Source organism: Achromobacter sp. SX5, assembly GCF_056711425.1.
This window is the reverse complement of sequence record NZ_CM160041.1, coordinates 2,409,323-2,424,812: the sequence shown is the minus strand read 5'-3', so window position 1 is coordinate 2,424,812 and position 15,490 is coordinate 2,409,323. Positions and strand designations below refer to the sequence as shown.

Annotated in this window: 19 protein-coding genes; 11 read left to right on the top strand and 8 right to left on the bottom strand. The window is 66.6% G+C overall.

Annotated elements, in window-relative coordinates; genetic code table 11:
- Window positions 1–101 precede the first annotated feature (101 nt).
- The 3 genes from AC1M14_RS11510 to AC1M14_RS11500 are packed head-to-tail and all read left to right on the top strand — an operon-like array spanning window position 102 to window position 1,818.
- Window positions 102–680 (top strand): hypothetical protein, encoded by a 579-nt coding sequence (locus AC1M14_RS11510; protein ID WP_209166840.1) that lies wholly within the window; start codon window positions 102–104, stop codon window positions 678–680.
- Entirely contained in the window at window positions 677–1,258 is a 582-nt protein-coding gene (locus tag AC1M14_RS11505) for a hypothetical protein (RefSeq protein ID WP_102775923.1), read from the top strand. The genes AC1M14_RS11510 and AC1M14_RS11505 overlap by 4 nt, the downstream gene beginning before the upstream one ends.
- Window positions 1,255–1,818: a hypothetical protein gene (locus AC1M14_RS11500; RefSeq protein ID WP_479731620.1), complete on the top strand. Its 564-nt coding sequence runs from the start codon at window positions 1,255–1,257 to the stop codon at window positions 1,816–1,818. Before AC1M14_RS11505 ends, AC1M14_RS11500 begins: the two co-directional genes overlap by 4 nt.
- Here AC1M14_RS11500 and AC1M14_RS11495 read toward each other — a convergent pair whose 3' ends face one another.
- Complete coding sequence (locus tag AC1M14_RS11495; protein WP_479731619.1) at window positions 1,819–3,090, bottom strand: hypothetical protein; 1,272 nt, start codon at window positions 3,088–3,090, stop codon at window positions 1,819–1,821. It lies immediately after the preceding gene.
- A 184-nt stretch (window positions 3,091–3,274) separates the two neighbouring features.
- Between AC1M14_RS11495 and AC1M14_RS11490 the strand changes: the two genes are divergently transcribed.
- The gene (locus tag AC1M14_RS11490) at window positions 3,275–4,081 is read left to right on the top strand and encodes a hypothetical protein (protein ID WP_479731618.1); all 807 of its coding nucleotides are present in this window, start codon (window positions 3,275–3,277) and stop codon (window positions 4,079–4,081) included.
- Here AC1M14_RS11490 and AC1M14_RS11485 read toward each other — a convergent pair.
- Together AC1M14_RS11485 and AC1M14_RS11480 are read right to left on the bottom strand one after the other, a co-directional pair.
- Window positions 4,053–5,228, bottom strand: a complete 1,176-nt coding sequence (locus AC1M14_RS11485; protein WP_479731617.1) for an alpha-hydroxy acid oxidase — start codon at window positions 5,226–5,228, stop codon at window positions 4,053–4,055. The two genes, AC1M14_RS11490 and AC1M14_RS11485, sit on opposite strands and share 29 nt — an antisense overlap.
- 7 nt (window positions 5,229–5,235) lie before the next feature.
- Window positions 5,236–6,189 (bottom strand): Bug family tripartite tricarboxylate transporter substrate binding protein, encoded by a 954-nt coding sequence (locus AC1M14_RS11480; RefSeq protein WP_479731616.1) that lies wholly within the window; start codon window positions 6,187–6,189, stop codon window positions 5,236–5,238.
- 120 nt (window positions 6,190–6,309) lie between these two features.
- Here AC1M14_RS11480 and AC1M14_RS11475 point away from each other — a divergent pair, with 120 nt between their 5' ends.
- Complete coding sequence (locus tag AC1M14_RS11475) at window positions 6,310–7,209, top strand: LysR family transcriptional regulator (protein ID WP_479731614.1); 900 nt, start codon at window positions 6,310–6,312, stop codon at window positions 7,207–7,209.
- Between the two features lie 181 nt (window positions 7,210–7,390).
- A complete protein-coding gene (locus AC1M14_RS11470) occupies window positions 7,391–7,741 on the top strand; it encodes a nucleotide pyrophosphohydrolase (protein ID WP_479731613.1) in 351 nt (116 codons plus the stop codon).
- Between the two features lie 90 nt (window positions 7,742–7,831).
- Here AC1M14_RS11470 and guaA read toward each other — a convergent pair whose 3' ends face one another.
- Both guaA and guaB read right to left on the bottom strand, forming a co-directional pair.
- The gene (gene guaA / locus AC1M14_RS11465; RefSeq protein ID WP_102771963.1) at window positions 7,832–9,424 is read right to left on the bottom strand and encodes a glutamine-hydrolyzing GMP synthase; all 1,593 of its coding nucleotides are present in this window, start codon (window positions 9,422–9,424) and stop codon (window positions 7,832–7,834) included.
- 116 nt (window positions 9,425–9,540) lie between these two features.
- On the bottom strand, window positions 9,541–11,001 hold the full coding sequence (guaB, locus tag AC1M14_RS11460) for an IMP dehydrogenase (RefSeq protein WP_102771964.1): 1,461 nt from the start codon (window positions 10,999–11,001) through the stop codon (window positions 9,541–9,543).
- A gap of 162 nt (window positions 11,002–11,163) precedes the next feature.
- Between guaB and AC1M14_RS11455 the strand changes: the two genes are divergently transcribed.
- Both AC1M14_RS11455 and AC1M14_RS11450 read left to right on the top strand, forming a co-directional pair.
- Complete coding sequence (locus AC1M14_RS11455; protein WP_479731611.1) at window positions 11,164–11,763, top strand: DUF2239 family protein; 600 nt, start codon at window positions 11,164–11,166, stop codon at window positions 11,761–11,763.
- A 114-nt stretch (window positions 11,764–11,877) separates the two neighbouring features.
- A complete protein-coding gene (locus tag AC1M14_RS11450; RefSeq protein ID WP_479731610.1) occupies window positions 11,878–12,258 on the top strand; it encodes a DCC1-like thiol-disulfide oxidoreductase family protein in 381 nt (126 codons plus the stop codon).
- 7 nt (window positions 12,259–12,265) lie between these two features.
- Here the strand turns inward: AC1M14_RS11450 and AC1M14_RS11445 are convergent, their stop codons facing one another.
- Window positions 12,266–12,517, bottom strand: coding sequence for a hypothetical protein (locus AC1M14_RS11445; protein WP_209165980.1), 252 nt, complete (start codon window positions 12,515–12,517; stop codon window positions 12,266–12,268).
- A 175-nt stretch (window positions 12,518–12,692) separates the two neighbouring features.
- Between AC1M14_RS11445 and AC1M14_RS11440 the strand changes: the two genes are divergently transcribed.
- The 3 genes from AC1M14_RS11440 to AC1M14_RS11430 all read left to right on the top strand — a co-directional run bounded on the left by AC1M14_RS11440 (window position 12,693) and on the right by AC1M14_RS11430 (window position 14,462).
- On the top strand, window positions 12,693–13,235 hold the full coding sequence (locus AC1M14_RS11440; RefSeq protein ID WP_479731609.1) for a hypothetical protein: 543 nt from the start codon (window positions 12,693–12,695) through the stop codon (window positions 13,233–13,235).
- A 2-nt stretch (window positions 13,236–13,237) separates the two neighbouring features.
- Window positions 13,238–13,834, top strand: a complete 597-nt coding sequence (locus AC1M14_RS11435) for an OmpA family protein (RefSeq protein ID WP_479731608.1) — start codon at window positions 13,238–13,240, stop codon at window positions 13,832–13,834.
- 376 nt (window positions 13,835–14,210) lie between these two features.
- Entirely contained in the window at window positions 14,211–14,462 is a 252-nt protein-coding gene (locus AC1M14_RS11430; RefSeq protein ID WP_440130621.1) for a hypothetical protein, read from the top strand.
- A 28-nt stretch (window positions 14,463–14,490) separates the two neighbouring features.
- On the opposite strand, the gene AC1M14_RS11425 is transcribed toward AC1M14_RS11430, so the two are convergent.
- Both AC1M14_RS11425 and AC1M14_RS11420 read right to left on the bottom strand, forming a co-directional pair.
- Entirely contained in the window at window positions 14,491–14,838 is a 348-nt protein-coding gene (locus AC1M14_RS11425) for a hypothetical protein (protein WP_479731607.1), read from the bottom strand.
- A 3-nt stretch (window positions 14,839–14,841) separates the two neighbouring features.
- Window positions 14,842–15,291, bottom strand: coding sequence for a Panacea domain-containing protein (locus AC1M14_RS11420; RefSeq protein ID WP_479731606.1), 450 nt, complete (start codon window positions 15,289–15,291; stop codon window positions 14,842–14,844).
- Window positions 15,292–15,490 lie beyond the last annotated feature (199 nt).

Here is a 15,490-nt window from a genome sequence, read left to right as displayed (position 1 = left end):
CCGTCCGGCCGTTGGTGACACGCCTGGAAACATCCGGGCTGGCCGGTTTGGAAACACCCGCCTACGATCGGTGACTCGACTCGCGCCGCCCTGGAGCTCCGATGCGCGTATTGCAGTCGCTCAAGTCCCGTATCGCAGCCGCGCTGGCCGGCATCGGCACGCTCGTGGCCGCGGCCAGCGTGGCGCTCTATGGCGCGTATGGCAAGATCAGCCGCGGCGCCGAGCCGGTGTTCGCCGCCGGCACGGCCATCCAGACCGGCCAATGGCGGGTGGTGCCGCAACGCGCCTGGACCGCGTCGGGCAAGGCCTACGGCGTGCCGGTGAAGCCCGGCGCCACGGCGCTGGTGCTGGAAGCCGAACTGACCAATCGCACGGCGGAATCCAGCGCCGACTATCTCGGCGTGTTCCGCTGGAACGCGGCCGCCGGCAAGCCGTATGTGGTGGGCCTGCGCGACTCGCTGCAAATGCCCTACCTGCAGCCCGGCCTGCCCGAACGCGTCGCCTTCATCTGGACGCTGCCGCCCTCCGCCGCCGCGCCCGCGCAGGCCGCCTTCGCGGTGGCGAGCAAGACCTACAAGCCCATCGACAATCTGTACGGCGCGCCCGGCTGGTTCAATCCCGCCGTCGTGGGCCGGGTCGAGCTGCCCGTGGCGCAAGACGGCGCGAAGGCGGTGCAATGAGCGCGCGGCTGGGCTCGCTGCTGCTGATTCTTGCCTCGGCGCTGGCGTTGTACGGCATGCAGCGCAGCACGCCGCGCTACATGGACCTGACCGGTCCCATCGTCGAACGCGGCGTCATGGGCGAGGCGGTCGACACCCGCCTGTTCCAGGCCACGGTCGAGCGCGTGCAGTTCGCGCGGCAACTGGCCTATCGGCGCCTGGGCGCGGAGCAGGTCCGCGACACCGGCGGGGTGTGGGCCATCGTGTGGCTGCGCCTGGCCGCCGCCGACACCTCGGCCACCATGGCCGAAGCCGCGTGGCTCGGGCCAGACGGCCTGGCCTACCGCCATACCGACCGCCTGTCGCTTGCGCGCGGCGTGCCGCCCTACGCGCTGGACCCGGGCCTGCCGCGCAGCGTGCGGCTGGTGTTCGAAATCCGTCCCGACCAGGCGCGCGGCGCCGCCCTGCTGCTGTCCTCGCGCTACGGGCCGCGCCTGGATTCGCAGGCGCGCATCGCGCTGGACGACGTACCCGTCGACGCCGATGGCCGGCCCCAAGCCATCGCCCGATACGATCTGGACCAGGAGAGCCCGCCTTGAACGACGTCCAGCCCGCCGAGCGCCGCTGGCGCCGGCTCAGCCTCTGGCTCCTGCCTCCGTTGCTGCTGCTGACGCTCTTCTGGGGCGGACGCGAAAACGCGGCCCGTTGGCTTCAGGGACGCGAACTGCGGCCGCACGACGTGGCGGCAGGCGCCACGGCGCCGCTGGGCGGCGCCCGTTGGAGCCTGCAGGAATTCGGCGTCATGGAGCCGCCGGCCAACAAAGGCTGGCTGCCCGGCTCGCGCGCGGCGCTGGCCGCCTTCTCGGTGCACGTGGAAGCCTCCGACCTGCCCACGCGCTGGCGCGGCTGCCGCATCGCCCTGCACGACGCGCGCGGACGCACCTGGCTGCCCGCCATCGAGCCGGCGCTGCGCGTGCCGCCGGCCGCGGCGCGCGGCTGCGTGGCCGCCGCGCATCGCGGCATCGCGCCCGGCTCGCGCGTCGTCATCATCGAAGCCTTCATGGTGCCGGCCGACGCCGAGCCGCCCTGGTCGCTGTCCGTCTCCATGGACAGCGACCGGCCGGCCTACCTGCGCTTCACGCCGCCCGCGCCCGGCTGATCAGGCGGCCGCGGCCGCCGCGCGGCGCGACTGCCATGGCGCGAACGCGCTCTCCAGCACCGCCGCCAGAAAGCAGATGCGCAAAGGCTCGATCAGCAGGCCGGTGGACGAATCCCGGAACGGGCTGCCGAACAACAGCGACACCGCCTGCGCCAGCACCTGCCAGGTGTCCAGGTCATGCGGTCCGATCAGGCGTGCCGCGCCATACCACAGCCACGCCGCGCCCCAATCGATCAGCCGATACCCCACGATCAGCGTCACCAGCAGCAGCGTGCCGCTATGGAAGGCCAGCCGCACGCCATTGGCCAGCGGCAGATAGCGCTTGCGATAGCCCGCCACGAAATGCTCGACGAAATCCCGCAGGAAACGCGGCATCGAACGGTAGCGCTCGCCCAGGCGCTGCAGACGGTCATAGCGCCGCAACTCCGCGTCCTCGCGCACGTCGTAACCATAGACCAGGGCCGCCATCACCAGCCACACGACCGGCAGCAGCGCATAGAAGAACAGGCGCGCCAGCGCCGCCCCCAGGGTCGGGCCCTGCGCCTCCACCGGCGTCATGCCCGCGGCCCAAGCGTCCGACAGCGGCGTCAGCGCGTTCAGAAAAGACTGCAGCAGCGCGTCCAGCCCGCGCTTGTCGATCAGCCATTGCCAGGCCTGGTCCTTCCAGCGGCTGATCACGTACAGGCCGATAAGAATCCAGTTCGTCTCGCACAGCACCACCAGCCACTGCCAGCCGCTGCGCCCCGTGCGGTCGCGCGCCGCCACCGCCGCCTTGCGCACCAGCCACGAAATCGCCACCGACACCAGCAGCCAGCGCGAATCCAGCGCGTCCAGCACCTGCCCATGCTCGCCCAGCGGGTCCAGACCCAAGGCCAGCCGCGAATACTGCCGCACCGTATCGCCCAGGAATCCCCAGGCCGCGTAATACGCGAAAAACGGCAGCAAGGCCACGGTCAGCACCTGCCCCAGCCGCCCCTGCCCGCCGCCTTCCGCCGCCGCGCCGGCGCGCGCCGCTTCCTGCGCGCCGCGCAAGGCCGGCAGGCCCGGAAGCAGCACCAGGAACATGGCCACCGTCGTCACCAGCTGCGCCAGCGCCACCAGCGTCAGCACCGCCAGGCCGGACAGATGGTGGGCGAAACCGGTATGCACCGCCGCCCACAGCAGCACATCGTGGGCCAGCGAGCCGGCCAGCACCAGGGCCATCAATTGCGGCCAGAACCGCAGCCACAGCCTGCCGGTAAGCGCCCACGGCGCAAGCACGGCCTCGAGCATTTCGCCACCCTGTCGTCGCGCGGATTAGTAGCGGTCGATCATAAGACTGCGCCGGCGGGCGACTTGTTACCGCTTGCCACGATTGCGCACAGCGTGTCAGCGCCGTGGCCCCGCCCCGGCCGGCAATACTGGAACGGATGTTCCAGATAATGTACGATCCACCAACCCCGGACACCGGATCGCCATGCTGGACACCCTGCTCTCCACCGTCCCCCTGGACGCGCTCGCCGTAAGAATGCTGGCCACGGCCTTCGTCGTCATGGCGGTTTCATGGGCCGTGGGCGCCTTCGGCCCGCTCATCGGCGGCGCCCTGGCCGGCCTGCCCATCATCCTCGGGCCCGGCTTCTACTTCCTGGCCGCGCAAGCCCCGGCCGCCTTCGTCGCGCAGACCGCCGCCTACGCGCTGCTGTCGCTGTGCGCCACGCAGTGCTTTCTGCTGTGCTACGTCGCCGTCGCCGCCAGGACGCCGCCCTGGACCAGCCTGGGCTGCGCCGTCGGCGCCTGGCTGCTGGCCGCGCTGGCGCTGCGCCAGCTGCCCGCGCAACCCGTGGCCGGCGCCCTGCTCTTCATCGCGGTCACCGCGCTCTGCCTGCGCATCGGCCGCCGCTTCCTGCTGCCGCGCGGCCCCGCCAAAGGCAAGGCCGGCTTCGGCCTGCTCGCCCTGCGCGGCCTGCTGGCCGGCACGCTGGTGGCCGCCGTCACCACCGCCAGCCAATGGCTGGGCGCCACCGGCGCCGGCCTGCTGCTGGCGTTTCCCATCGGCTACAGCGTGGTCGCCATCACCCTGCACCAGAAACTCGGCACCGCCAGCCTGATCGCCACGCTCTACTCCGCGCTGCTCGGCACCGCCAGCCTGGCCGCCTTCTGCGCGGCGCTTGCGCTCACCGCCCCGCACTGGACGCCGAACGCGGCGCTGGCCTGGGCGCTGGCGGCTTCGATGACGTTCACGCTGGGCTTGGTGATCAAGCGGCGGCTGGCGATGGCGCGCTGATGCCATCCTGCTCGGGCCGGGCCAGCTGGGCCTTGCCCACGTTGCCGGCCGAGTCCAGTCCCAGCAACACCAGATTCCGCTCATAGTCCTGGGCAAGCAGGCGTAGGACGTCCTGCACGCCTTCGCGCCCGCCGCAAGCCAGTCCATAGAGCGCCGGCCTGCCCACGAACACGGCGTGCGCGCCCAGGACCTGGGCACGAACGATGTCGGCCCCGCTGCGCACGCCGCTGTCCAGGAACACCGGAATGCGGCCGCCGACGCGCTCCGCGATCGCCGGCAAGGCGGCAATCGCGGAGGGCGCCGCGTCCAACTGCCGGCCCCCGTGATTGGACACGATGACACCGTCCACGCCATGCCGGACCGCCAGGGCGGCGTCCTCCGCATGCAGCACGCCCTTGAGCACCAGCGGCCCGTCCCAGAGCCCGCGCAGCCAGCGCAGGCTCTCCCATACCAGCGACCGGTCCATGCTTCTGGCCAGCAGCGAAGCCTGGACCTCGGCCGGCAAGGCGTCGGCGGGATGCTCGGCCAGGTTCACGAACCGCGGCGCGCCGCCCTTGAGCATCCGCAGCGCCCAACCCGGGCGCCGCGCCACATCCCATGCCAGCCTGGGCGTTATCCGGAACGGGATCTTGAAACCGTTGCGCGCATCGCGCCAGCGGTGGCCGCCGACCGGCACGTCCGCCGTCAGCACCAGCACGCGATAACCGGCGCCGCGCGCGCGCCGCAGCAACTGCTCGGCCAACCCGCGGTCCCGCATCACATACAACTGCAGCCATTGCTCGCCGCCGCGGGCCTGCGTCCGCACTTCTTCGGCGCGCTGGTTCGACGCGGTCGACAACACGAACGGCACGCCGCTGTCCGCGGCGGCGGCCGCCAGCATCGCGTCGCCCCCCGGGCGCACGATGCCGTTCAGGCCCGTCGGGGCCAGCGCGAACGGCGCGCGCCAGGACGAGCCGAACACCTCCACCGAAGTATCGACCTGGGCGACGTCCCGCAGCACGCGCGGCGTCAGCCTGATCCGCTCGAAGTCGGCCCGGTTGGCGCGCAGGCAGGTTTCGTATTCCGCGCCGCCATCGATGAACTCGTACACGAACCTGGGCAGCGATTTGCGGGCCGCGCGCCGGTAATCGTCGATCGTGATCAGCACTCGGCACCTACTGCAGCGTAATGCCGCGCTCGCGGATGATCTTGCCCCAGCGCTCGTTCTCCCCCGCCACGAAGCTCGCCATCTCGCCAGGCGAACTGAACCAGGGCTCGACCGCGATGCTGGCGAAAAAATCCTTCACCGGCTGCGACGCCAGCGCCGCGCCCAGCGCGCGGTTCAGCGCCTCGACCGTGGCGCCGGACGTGCCCGCGGGCACCAGCATCCCCTGCCAGGCAAAGGCCTCGAAGCCCGCCAGCCCTTGCTCGTCCAGCGTCGGAATGTCGGGAAAATTCTGCATGCGCCGCGGGCTGGCCACGCCCAACACCTTGAGCCGCCCCGTCTTCATCTGCGGCACCACGGTGGAGGCATCCATCAGCGCGAACGACACCGCGCCCGCCATCAGATCGGTCACCGCCGGCGCACCGCCGCGATAGGCCACGTGCGTCATCTTCAGCCCGGTGCGCTCGCGAAAAAGCTCGGCCGCCAGATGCTGTGCCGACCCCACACCCGAGCTCGCGAAATTGGCGCTGTCGGGATGGCTCTCGGCCCAGCGCAGGAACTCGGCCAGATTGTTCGCGGGCACCTCGCTCGATACCACCAGCAATATCGGATAGCGCGCATACAGCCCCGCCGGCGCGAAATCCTTCGCGCTGTCATAAGGCAGGCTGGCGAACAGATGCGGATTGGCCGCCAGCGTCGTGAAATCGCCCGTAAAAACCATATTGCCCTGCGCCCTGGCATTGGCCACATACGCGGCCGCGATATTGGTGGCCCCGCCTGGCCTGTTGCTGACGAAAAAGCCGCGGCCCATCTGCGCGCTCATACTCTCGGCGAGCTTGCGCGCAATCACGTCCGAACCGCCGCCCACCGGAAAGGGATGCACCCATTCCACCGACCTGTCGCCGCCCTGCGCCAGACAGGCGGCGGCGCCGCCGCTGGACGCCAGGGCCAGCAGGGCTTTCAAGAATAGGCGCTTGCGCATGTCGCTTCTCTCCCGGAGTCGTGGCAATTCGATGGCGAGAGTGTGAGGCCCGGCGACATTCCTGAGAATTGTTATTTCCGGCCAAAGTCATTACATTCCGGTATGGCCTACAACCTGCACGAACTGCGCGCGTTCCTCGCCGTCATCGAACACGGCTCCCTAGGCAAGGCCGCCGAAAGACTCGCCCTTACCCAGCCCGCGCTAAGCAGGATCGTGAAGCGGCTGGAAGAATCGGTCGGCGAGGCTCTGTTCGAACGCCACACCGGCGGCATGCGCCTAACCGCCTACGGCAAGGCCCTGGCCCCGCATGCGCTACTGCTTTGCCGCGAGGAAAAAATCGCGCGCGACGAAATCGACCGCATGCGCGGCCTGGCCGTGGGCGCCCTGCGCCTGGGCGTCACCGCCGGCGCCTCCGCGCTGTTCATCCCCAGGGCGCTGGGCGCCTTCCTGGAAAAGTGGCCCGGCATCGCCGTCGACGTGGTCGAAGGCATCTGGGACGAACTGGCCACGAGCCTGGAGAACTACCGCGTCGATCTCGTGATCGCCCCGGAGGCGCCCGAGACCGCCCGCATCGCCGCCGCCAGGGATTGCGCCTGGCACGAGACCATGAACGTGATCGTCGGCGTCGGCCACCCTTTGCGCGCCGAGCCGCCCGTCGCCATGCAGGCCCTGCTTGCCGAACGCTGGTGCTTCGTTCCCGAACACACCGAACCCCGCAACCGCCTGGTCTCGCTCTTCAGGAAAAAAGGCCTCACCGCGCCGCCCATCGCGGTATCCAGCCCCTCGATTCCGCTGCTCAAAAGCCTGGTCGCGCATTCCGGCTTCGTCAGCTGGCTCACCCGCCCCATGTACGCGGCGGAACTGAAGGCCGGCCTGATCCGCGAACTGCACGTCGAAGGCCTGGATCACGAACGCCGGTTCGCGGCGTATCACCGGCGCGAAGGCATACTCCCCGCGCCGGCCCTACGGTTCCTGGAGGAAATCCGCAGGCAGACCGCTTAGCGCTGGTCGCCCAGCGCCCGCGCGGCCTGGAGGATCAAACCCAGTTGAATGGCGGTGAGCAGCGTATGTGATCGCGCAGACATGGCGAATACCCGAAGTGATAATTATCAATTAGTTGTAAACCAACTATTCTTGCTGCGACCGCTACACATCGACTGACAGCCTCCCGCGCTGAAAATCCATGACCGATACGCTCCAGCACCTCAGCCAGCAACAACGCGAATTCTCAAACGAACGCGACTGGGAGCAGTTTCATTCGCCCAAAAACCTGGCCTCCGCCCTGATCGTCGAAGCGGGAGAACTACTGGAACATTTCCAGTGGATGACCGAAGAACAAAGCCGGGCGCTCTCTCCCGAGAAGCTGGAAGCCGTCGGCTACGAAATCGCCGATGTGCTGCTTTATCTGGTCCAGCTGAGCAACGTGCTGGGCATCGATCCCGTGAAAGCCGCGCAGGCCAAAATCCGGATCAATGCGCAGAAGTATCCGGTCAGCCGCGCCAAAGGCAGCAGCAGGAAATACGATGAGATTTGAGCTGCGGAAACGGGTGCGCGTGACAGACGGCGCAAATGAGAAAAGGCGCCGAAGCGCCTTTTCTCTTGCCTTCCTACATCGAGGGCAGGATCACTCCCACTCAATCGTCGCAGGCGGCTTGCTCGACACGTCATACACGACACGGTTGATCCCGCGCACTTCATTGATGATCCGCGACGACACCCGGGCCAGCAGCGGATGCGGCAGCGGCGCCCAGTCGGCGGTCATGAAGTCGAACGTCTGCACCGCGCGCAGCGCGACGACGTATTCGTAGGTGCGGCCGTCGCCCATCACGCCCACGGACTTGACCGGCAGGAACACGGCAAACGCCTGCGAGGTCAGTTCGTACCAGGTCAGGCCGCTGGCCTCGTCCTTGGTGTTGCGCAGTTCTTCGATGAAGATGGCGTCGGCGCGACGCAGCAGTTCGGCGTATTCGTGCTTGACTTCGCCCAGGATGCGCACGCCCAGGCCGGGGCCGGGGAACGGGTGGCGATAGACCATTTGCGGCGGCAGGCCGAGCGCCACGCCGAGTTCGCGGACTTCGTCCTTGAACAGTTCGCGCAGGGGTTCCAGCAGCTGCAGGTTGAGCGTGTCCGGCAGGCCGCCGACGTTGTGGTGCGACTTGATGGAGGTGGCCTTGCCGGTCTTGGCGCCGGCCGATTCGATCACGTCGGGGTAGATGGTGCCCTGGGCCAGCCACTTGGCGCTTTTCTGCTTGCCGGCCTGTTCCTGGAACACTTCGACGAATTCGCGGCCGATGATCTTGCGCTTGGCTTCGGGGTCGGCCACGCCGGCGAGCTTGCCCATGAACTGGGCGGTCGCGTCGATGTGGATGATGTTGACGCCCATGTTCTCGGCGAAGGTCTGCATGACCTGCTTGCCTTCGTCCAGGCGCAGCAGGCCGTGGTCGACGAAGACGCAGGTGAGCTGGTCGCCGATGGCCTTGTGGATCAGCGCGGCCGCGACGGAGGAGTCCACGCCGCCGGACAGGCCGAGGATGACTTCGTCGTCGCCGACCTGTTCGCGGATGCGCGCGACGGCTTCGGCCACGTAGTCGGGCATGTTCCAGTCGCCTTCGCAGCCGCAGATCTCGTTGACGAAGCGGGCCAGCATGGCCTTGCCCTGCACGGTATGCGTGACTTCGGGGTGGAACTGCACGGCGTAGAACTTGCGGTCTTCGTCGGCCATGCCGGCGATCGGGCAGGACGGCGTGGAAGCCATGAGCTTGAAGCCCGGCGGCAGTTCGGTGACCTTGTCGCCGTGGCTCATCCAGACCTTCAACATGCCGTGGCCTTCGGGCGTGGTGAAGTCTTCCAGGCCTTCCAGCAGCTTGGTGTGGCCGTGGGCGCGGACTTCGGCGTAGCCGAATTCGCGGTGGTCGGAGAAGCTGACCACGCCACCCAGCTGCTGGGCCATGGACTGCATGCCGTAGCAGATGCCCAGCACCGGCACGCCCAGTTCGAACACGGCGTGCGGCACGCGCATGGAGCCTTCTTCGTAGGCCGAGGCGTGGCTGCCGGACAGGATGATGCCCTTGAGGCCTTGCGCCATCTGTTCGCGCACGAAGGCGTCGTCGACGTCGCCCGGATGCACTTCGGAATACACGCCGGCCTCGCGCACGCGGCGGGCGATCAGTTGGGTGACTTGCGAACCGTAGTCGAGAATGAGGATGCGCTGGTGCATGGAGACTCTACCGGTAATGAATGGAACCGCAGTAAATAAAACCGCACCGGCAGAACCGCGGGTTCATTGCGGTTCTGCCGGTGCGTGATGCATGACATTGTAGTTGACTGTACGGATCAGTCGGCGCGGTAGTTGGGCGCTTCCTTGGTGATCTGTACGTCGTGCACGTGCGACTCGCGCACGCCGGCGGAGGTGATCTCCACGAATTCGGCCTTGGTGCGCATGTCGTCGATGGTGGCGGCGCCGCAATAGCCCATCGAGGCGCGGATGCCGCCGACCAGCTGGTAAATGATGGCCAGCACGCTGCCCTTGTAGGGAACACGGCCTTCGATGCCTTCGGGAACCAGCTTGTCCGCGTTGTTGGCGGGGTCCTGGAAGTACCGGTCGGCCGAGCCGTCGGTCATGGCGCCCAGGCTGCCCATGCCGCGGTACGACTTGTACGAGCGGCCCTGGAACAGCACGACTTCGCCCGGCGACTCTTCGGTGCCGGCGAACATGCCGCCCATCATGCAGGAGAACGCGCCGGCGGCCAGGGCCTTGGCGACGTCGCCCGAGTAGCGGATGCCGCCGTCGGCGATCAGCGGCACGCCCGTGCCTTCCAGCGCCTTGGCGACTTCCGAGATGGCATGGATCTGCGGCACGCCCACGCCGGCGACGATGCGGGTGGTGCAGATCGAGCCGGGGCCGATGCCGACCTTGACGCCGTCGGCGCCGTACTCGACCAGCGCGCGCGCGGCGGCGGCGGTGGCGATGTTGCCGCCGATGACTTCGACCTTGGGATAGTTCTGCTTGACCCAGCGCACGCCTTCGAGCACGCCCTTGGAGTGGCCGTGGGCGGTGTCGACGATCAGGACGTCGACGCCGGCGGCGACCAGCTTCTCAACGCGCTCTTCGGTGCCGGCGCCCACGCCCACCGCCGCGCCCACGCGCAGCTGGCCCTGGGCGTCCTTGCTGGCCATCGGGTGTTCGGTGTTCTTGACGATGTCCTTGACCGTGGCCAGGCCGCGCAGTTCGAAGCCGTCGTTGACGATCAGCACGCGCTCCAGGCGATGCTTGTGCATCAGGGCCTGGGCCTCTTCCAGCGTGGCGCCTTCCTTCATGGTGACCAGGCGTTCCTGCGGCGTCATGATGTTGCGCAGGGGCTGGTCCAGGTTCTCTTCGAAGCGCAGGTCGCGGTTGGTGACGATGCCGACCAGCTTGCGTCCCTCGACCACCGGCAGGCCCGAGATGCCGTGCTGGCGCTGCAACGCAATCGCGTCGCGCACTTTCATCTGGGGGGTGACGGTGACCGGATCGATCACGATGCCGAATTCGTGGCGCTTGACGCGGGCCACTTCACGGGCCTGGGCGTCGGCGGACAGATTCTTGTGGATGATCCCGATTCCGCCCTCTTGCGCCATGGCGATGGCCAGACGCGATTCGGTGACGGTGTCCATGGCGGCGGACACGAGGGGGATATTGAGATTGATGTTGCGGGTCAGGCGCGTGGCCAGGGAGGTGTCGCGCGGCAACACCTCGGAATACGCAGGCACCAGCAACACATCGTCGAAGGTGAGCGCTTTTTGAACGAGACGCATGGGTAACTCCGGGCGCAAAGCAAGATTATACGCCGTCCAGGTGTTTTGCCTAGGTATTCACCCTAGGTCCGCAAAGATTATTTCAGTGTTTTTACCCGGATCAATTGACTTTCATTTTTACCCGGATCATAATCCGGCCATCAATTTTACCCGGACGAAACAATGACTACTTTGTCTGCACACACCGCATTCTCGGGCCATCGCCTCCTTGCCGCCGGCGCGCTGGCCGACGTGGCCCTGGCCGTAAAACGCGCGATGGCCGCCGGCGACGCCGCCATCCTGGTCTACGAGGACCGGTCCGGCCGGCAGGTGGACCTGAATCTAAGCGGCGACGACGCCAGCGTCGCCGAACGCCACCGCGCCCCCGCCGAAACCGATTCCGCCAGCCCGGCCGAACCGGCGCCGCGCGGACGCGGCCGGCCCAGGCTGGGCGTGGTGGCGCGCGAAGTCACGCTGCTGCCGCGCCATTGGGACTGGCTGGCCGCGCAGCCCGGCGGCGCGTCCGTGGCCTTGCGCAAGCTGGTGGAACAGGCGCGCCGCGGCAACGAGGCGCAGGAGCGCCGCCGCGCATGCCAGGAGGCCGCGTATCACTTCATGTCCAGCATGGCCGGCAACCTGCCGGGCTTCGAGGAGGCGACCCGCGCGCTTTATGCCGACGACCGCGAACGCTACGCGCGGCTCGTCGCCGACTGGCCGCAAGACGTGCGCGACTACGCCATGAAGCTGGCCTGCCCCGCGGCCGACCAAGCCGCCGCGGGCTGATCGCCCCGGCCGCGCCTGCGGTAGACCGGCCTGGGCCGAGGCGGCGGATATGCGTTTTAATCGGAACTGGCGGGCGCGCTTTTCGCGCCCGCGCCCTTCCCCTTACGGTGCATCATGGCCATCGCGAAGAACTTTCTGCTCTACGACGGAGACTGCCCGTTCTGCTCGAATTACGTGCAGATGCTGCGGCTGCAAAAGGCGGTCGGCCCGATCGACCTGCTCAACATGCGCGACCATCCCGACCTGGCGGTCGCCTACAAGGCGCAGGGATACGACCTGAACCAGGGCATGCTGCTGCACCTGGACGGACAGGATTATTTCGGCGCGGACTGCATCAACCGGCTGGCGCTGCTCAGCACCGGCAACGATTTGTTCAACAGCATCAACGCCGCCGTCTTCCGCAATCCCTGCCTGTCCACCGCCCTGTATCCGTTCATGCGCACCGGCCGCAGCCTGGCGCTGACCCTGCTGGGCAAGAAGAAGATGCAGGTCTGACTGCCTTTCAGGCCGCCCGCGCGGCGTCGTCCGGCGCCAGCGGCGCGGCCTCGCCCCGGCTCCAGCCGCAGGCCGGGTCGCGCTTGTCGCGCCGGTAATTCCATTCGGCGCCGCAGATGGCGCAGGTAAAGGCTTCGTGGCTGACGCCGCGCCGGTGTTCGTCGAGCGAGCGCACGTCACCGAGGCTGATCAGGTTTTCGTGTCCGGGCGCGTCGCGCCGATTCGCAGCGATAGCCTCGCATTGTTCGCAAGTCGCCATGGCTCATCCCCTTCCTTGTGCTTTACGGGGATGTTACGAAAGCGTAATCGGCCAAAGTTCAGCAATTCTCACCTGGGCCCGGCCAGATTCCGTAACGTCTTGGAAGAATATCGAACGGCAATAAGTCCCCGAAAGTCGGACTATCGTTGGTCGGGCGCCGGATTACGCCCAAAGCATGAGTTCCCTGCTCCGATACATCGACCCGAATCTTGAACAAGAAAGGATGCTTATCGTGACTTCAATCGGAAAAACCGCCGCTGCCTGCGTGTTGGGCGCCTATATGACACTGGCTGCCATCGGACAGACCGCTTACGCCCAGGCCGACGCCGCCGCGCCGCTCGCGACCGGAATGATCGACTCTGGCGTGGCCGAAGGCCAGGTGATCGAGGCCGTGCGCAGCGGCGACATCCTGTCCATCAAGATGCGGTTCAAGCCCATCGTGCCGGGCAAGACCGAGATGATTTATTCGACGATCTCGCAAAACGACTACGAGAACAGCTTCTACGTGGTCGCGGGCAACAAGAAATACCTGCTGCTGAAAGACAGCAACGACAGGCCCCTGACCAATCCCAAGCTGATGCTGCGCACCGCCAAGGACACGCCGATCGCCGGTTCCTGGCATGGGAAATTCCCCGCGCCGCCCAAAGAGATCACCGAAGTATCCCTGACGATCCCGGGCGTCGAGACCTTCGACGCCATCAAGATCACCGATCGATAGCCATGACGGGCCACCTGGGCGCGTCATCCCTGCTGGCGGCGGCGCTGCTGACCGCGGCCTGCGGCTCTTTTGCGCAAGAGCCGCCCTACAAGGCCGAGATTCTCGATCTCAAGGCCACTATCCTGGACCTGAAGGGTTTTCCTTCCGGCACCGGCGGCGGCGTATCCGACCTGACCGCGCGGATCGATGGGCTGGCCGCCCGCCATTCGGGCATATCGGTTCGGCAGGACCAGAATGCCGTGACCGTGTCGATGCTGGGCGACGTGCTGTTCGACTTCGACAAGGCCGCCATCCGCCCGGCCGCCGAACCGACGCTGCAGGACATCGCCGGTCTCATCGAGTCCGGCCCGGCCGGCGCCGTGGCGATCGAAGGACACACCGACTCCAAGGGATCGGCCGCCTACAACAAGGAATTGTCGCTGCGGCGCGCCCAGGCGGTGGCGAAATGGCTGGCCAGCCACGGCGTGGACCCCTCGCGCTTGAAAACCGAAGGCCTGGGCGACAGCCGGCCGGTGCAGCCGAACAAACTGGCCAACGGCGCGGACAACCCCGAAGGACGCGCCCAGAACCGGCGCGTGGAGTTCGTGCTGCCGAAGTGATTATCCCTGCCGCGCCGGGGGCATTCCGGCGCGGGTCAATATTCCGCAAGACCCCGCATTATTAGCTGTCGCGCCCCGGCGAACGGATCGCGCGCATCGGCTAGTCAGGCCGCGCTATTCATTCTTCCTCGCCGTAGCCGAAAGGCCAGCGGCGCTTGTTCGGCTCCGGGGCCGGTTGCTTGGTTTCCATGGCGGACTCCTGATGATTGATGACCGAATGCTACCGCCACGGGCCGAATCGAACTGCAAAGGTTCGCAAAGATCGAGGGCCGCCTTGCGGCGGCCCCATCCGTGTTTCTAACACAGGTGGACCGCGGCCCGCATCGGGGCTAGAACGCATGCGGTTTCGCAGGGCGGCGCGTAGCATGGAACGCACATGCTGCAGGAGGAGACCGTCATGCCGGGTTCCAACTGGATATGTGGCAGCAAGCCACCGCAACGCCAGGGATTCTTCGAAACCGAATTCAATACGGGCGAAACCGAGGTCACGATGTACTCCATATTGGGCTGGATGCCGCCCGCGCACCGCGGCTATGTGGTCCGGTGGCGCTTGCTGGACCCGGCCGTGGAACAGGCCGAGATCGAACGGTATCTGCATTGCCGCCGACAGGGCCGCAGCCATTCCTGAACGGCGGCCGCGGGCGCGGCAAGGCAGCTTAAGTTTTATTCCGGCTTTCGTCCCGGCAAAACGGAACTAAAAGCTTGTCCAGGAGCTGCACAACCTCGTCTACGCCTGAACGCCTGGCGAATACCGCGAACGCGACCAGTTCTACCAGGCCGAGCACAATCGGCCCCGACCAAGTGTTCATCTGCATGAACAAAAAAGCGTCAATCAGCGCAACGATAAAGACGGAAAGGATAAAGCGCTCTTCCCGCCGAGATTCCTTTTCATATTGGAGTTTCCGCTCCAGGTTCGCGGTGGCGGCAGCGATTTCCTCGGTTGGCAATATGCCGGCCGACTCGGAGGCGCTTTCGGAAAGATGCTGGAATTCTCCGCTGGGCACCGCTCATTCCTTGGGCCCGAAACGTTGAGCATACTCATCCAGCACCGATGAAAATGGAATCTCGACGCCCCAGTGTCCGGTGGTGAAATGCCGGCTCCATGCGCTCTTGCCGTCATGGGTCAGCTTGACGAGCTTGAATGCCGGTTCGTTGCCGAACCTGTCCACGGCCTCGTCGATCAATTCGACCGCCAGCGGGTCAGACGGGCGGAGTATCGACCGAAAGATGTTCCTGATTGGGCGGGCGCCAAAAGCTGACGCACGGTGGTAGACGGACGGCAAAACCGGACCGTAATTCCATGCCTGGAAATTCTCATCGGCGATCATGGGCCGCTTATGGCGGCCGGCGTAGACCATGTGAGCCAGATACAGGATTTTTTGTAGCTGCAGATTCGTAAGCGTCCAATCGGACGTGTCGCATGCGTGCTTGGCTGCCTGCAAAGCCGTTACGCCCATGATCGCCTCCGCGGAAAACATAACAATAAAGACTGCGAACAACTGTAATTTAATACAGCACCAGAGCAGCGCAATGCACGCCGGCGAGAACTAGGACCAAGGTAAGACACGGTCAACCGAAATAACCCGCAGTTATGAATTCCCCTAGGGATAACCCCATGAGGGAATTTGCTTATGCGCTTTAATTATTTGCACGGCG

Coding starts and splice junctions, on each gene's coding strand:
- AC1M14_RS11510 (WP_209166840.1), top strand. CDS start 102: ATGCGCGTATTGCAGTCGCTCAAGTCCCGTATCGCAGCCGCGCTGGCC.
- AC1M14_RS11505 (WP_102775923.1), top strand. CDS start 677: ATGAGCGCGCGGCTGGGCTCGCTGCTGCTGATTCTTGCCTCGGCGCTG.
- AC1M14_RS11495 (WP_479731619.1), bottom strand. CDS start 3,090: ATGCTCGAGGCCGTGCTTGCGCCGTGGGCGCTTACCGGCAGGCTGTGG.
- AC1M14_RS11490 (WP_479731618.1), top strand. CDS start 3,275: ATGCTGGACACCCTGCTCTCCACCGTCCCCCTGGACGCGCTCGCCGTA.
- AC1M14_RS11475 (WP_479731614.1), top strand. CDS start 6,310: ATGGCCTACAACCTGCACGAACTGCGCGCGTTCCTCGCCGTCATCGAA.
- AC1M14_RS11470 (WP_479731613.1), top strand. CDS start 7,391: ATGACCGATACGCTCCAGCACCTCAGCCAGCAACAACGCGAATTCTCA.
- guaA (WP_102771963.1), bottom strand. CDS start 9,424: ATGCACCAGCGCATCCTCATTCTCGACTACGGTTCGCAAGTCACCCAA.
- guaB (WP_102771964.1), bottom strand. CDS start 11,001: ATGCGTCTCGTTCAAAAAGCGCTCACCTTCGACGATGTGTTGCTGGTG.
- AC1M14_RS11455 (WP_479731611.1), top strand. CDS start 11,164: ATGACTACTTTGTCTGCACACACCGCATTCTCGGGCCATCGCCTCCTT.
- AC1M14_RS11450 (WP_479731610.1), top strand. CDS start 11,878: ATGGCCATCGCGAAGAACTTTCTGCTCTACGACGGAGACTGCCCGTTC.
- AC1M14_RS11445 (WP_209165980.1), bottom strand. CDS start 12,517: ATGGCGACTTGCGAACAATGCGAGGCTATCGCTGCGAATCGGCGCGAC.
- AC1M14_RS11440 (WP_479731609.1), top strand. CDS start 12,693: ATGAGTTCCCTGCTCCGATACATCGACCCGAATCTTGAACAAGAAAGG.
- AC1M14_RS11435 (WP_479731608.1), top strand. CDS start 13,238: ATGACGGGCCACCTGGGCGCGTCATCCCTGCTGGCGGCGGCGCTGCTG.
- AC1M14_RS11430 (WP_440130621.1), top strand. CDS start 14,211: ATGCTGCAGGAGGAGACCGTCATGCCGGGTTCCAACTGGATATGTGGC.
- AC1M14_RS11420 (WP_479731606.1), bottom strand. CDS start 15,291: ATGGGCGTAACGGCTTTGCAGGCAGCCAAGCACGCATGCGACACGTCC.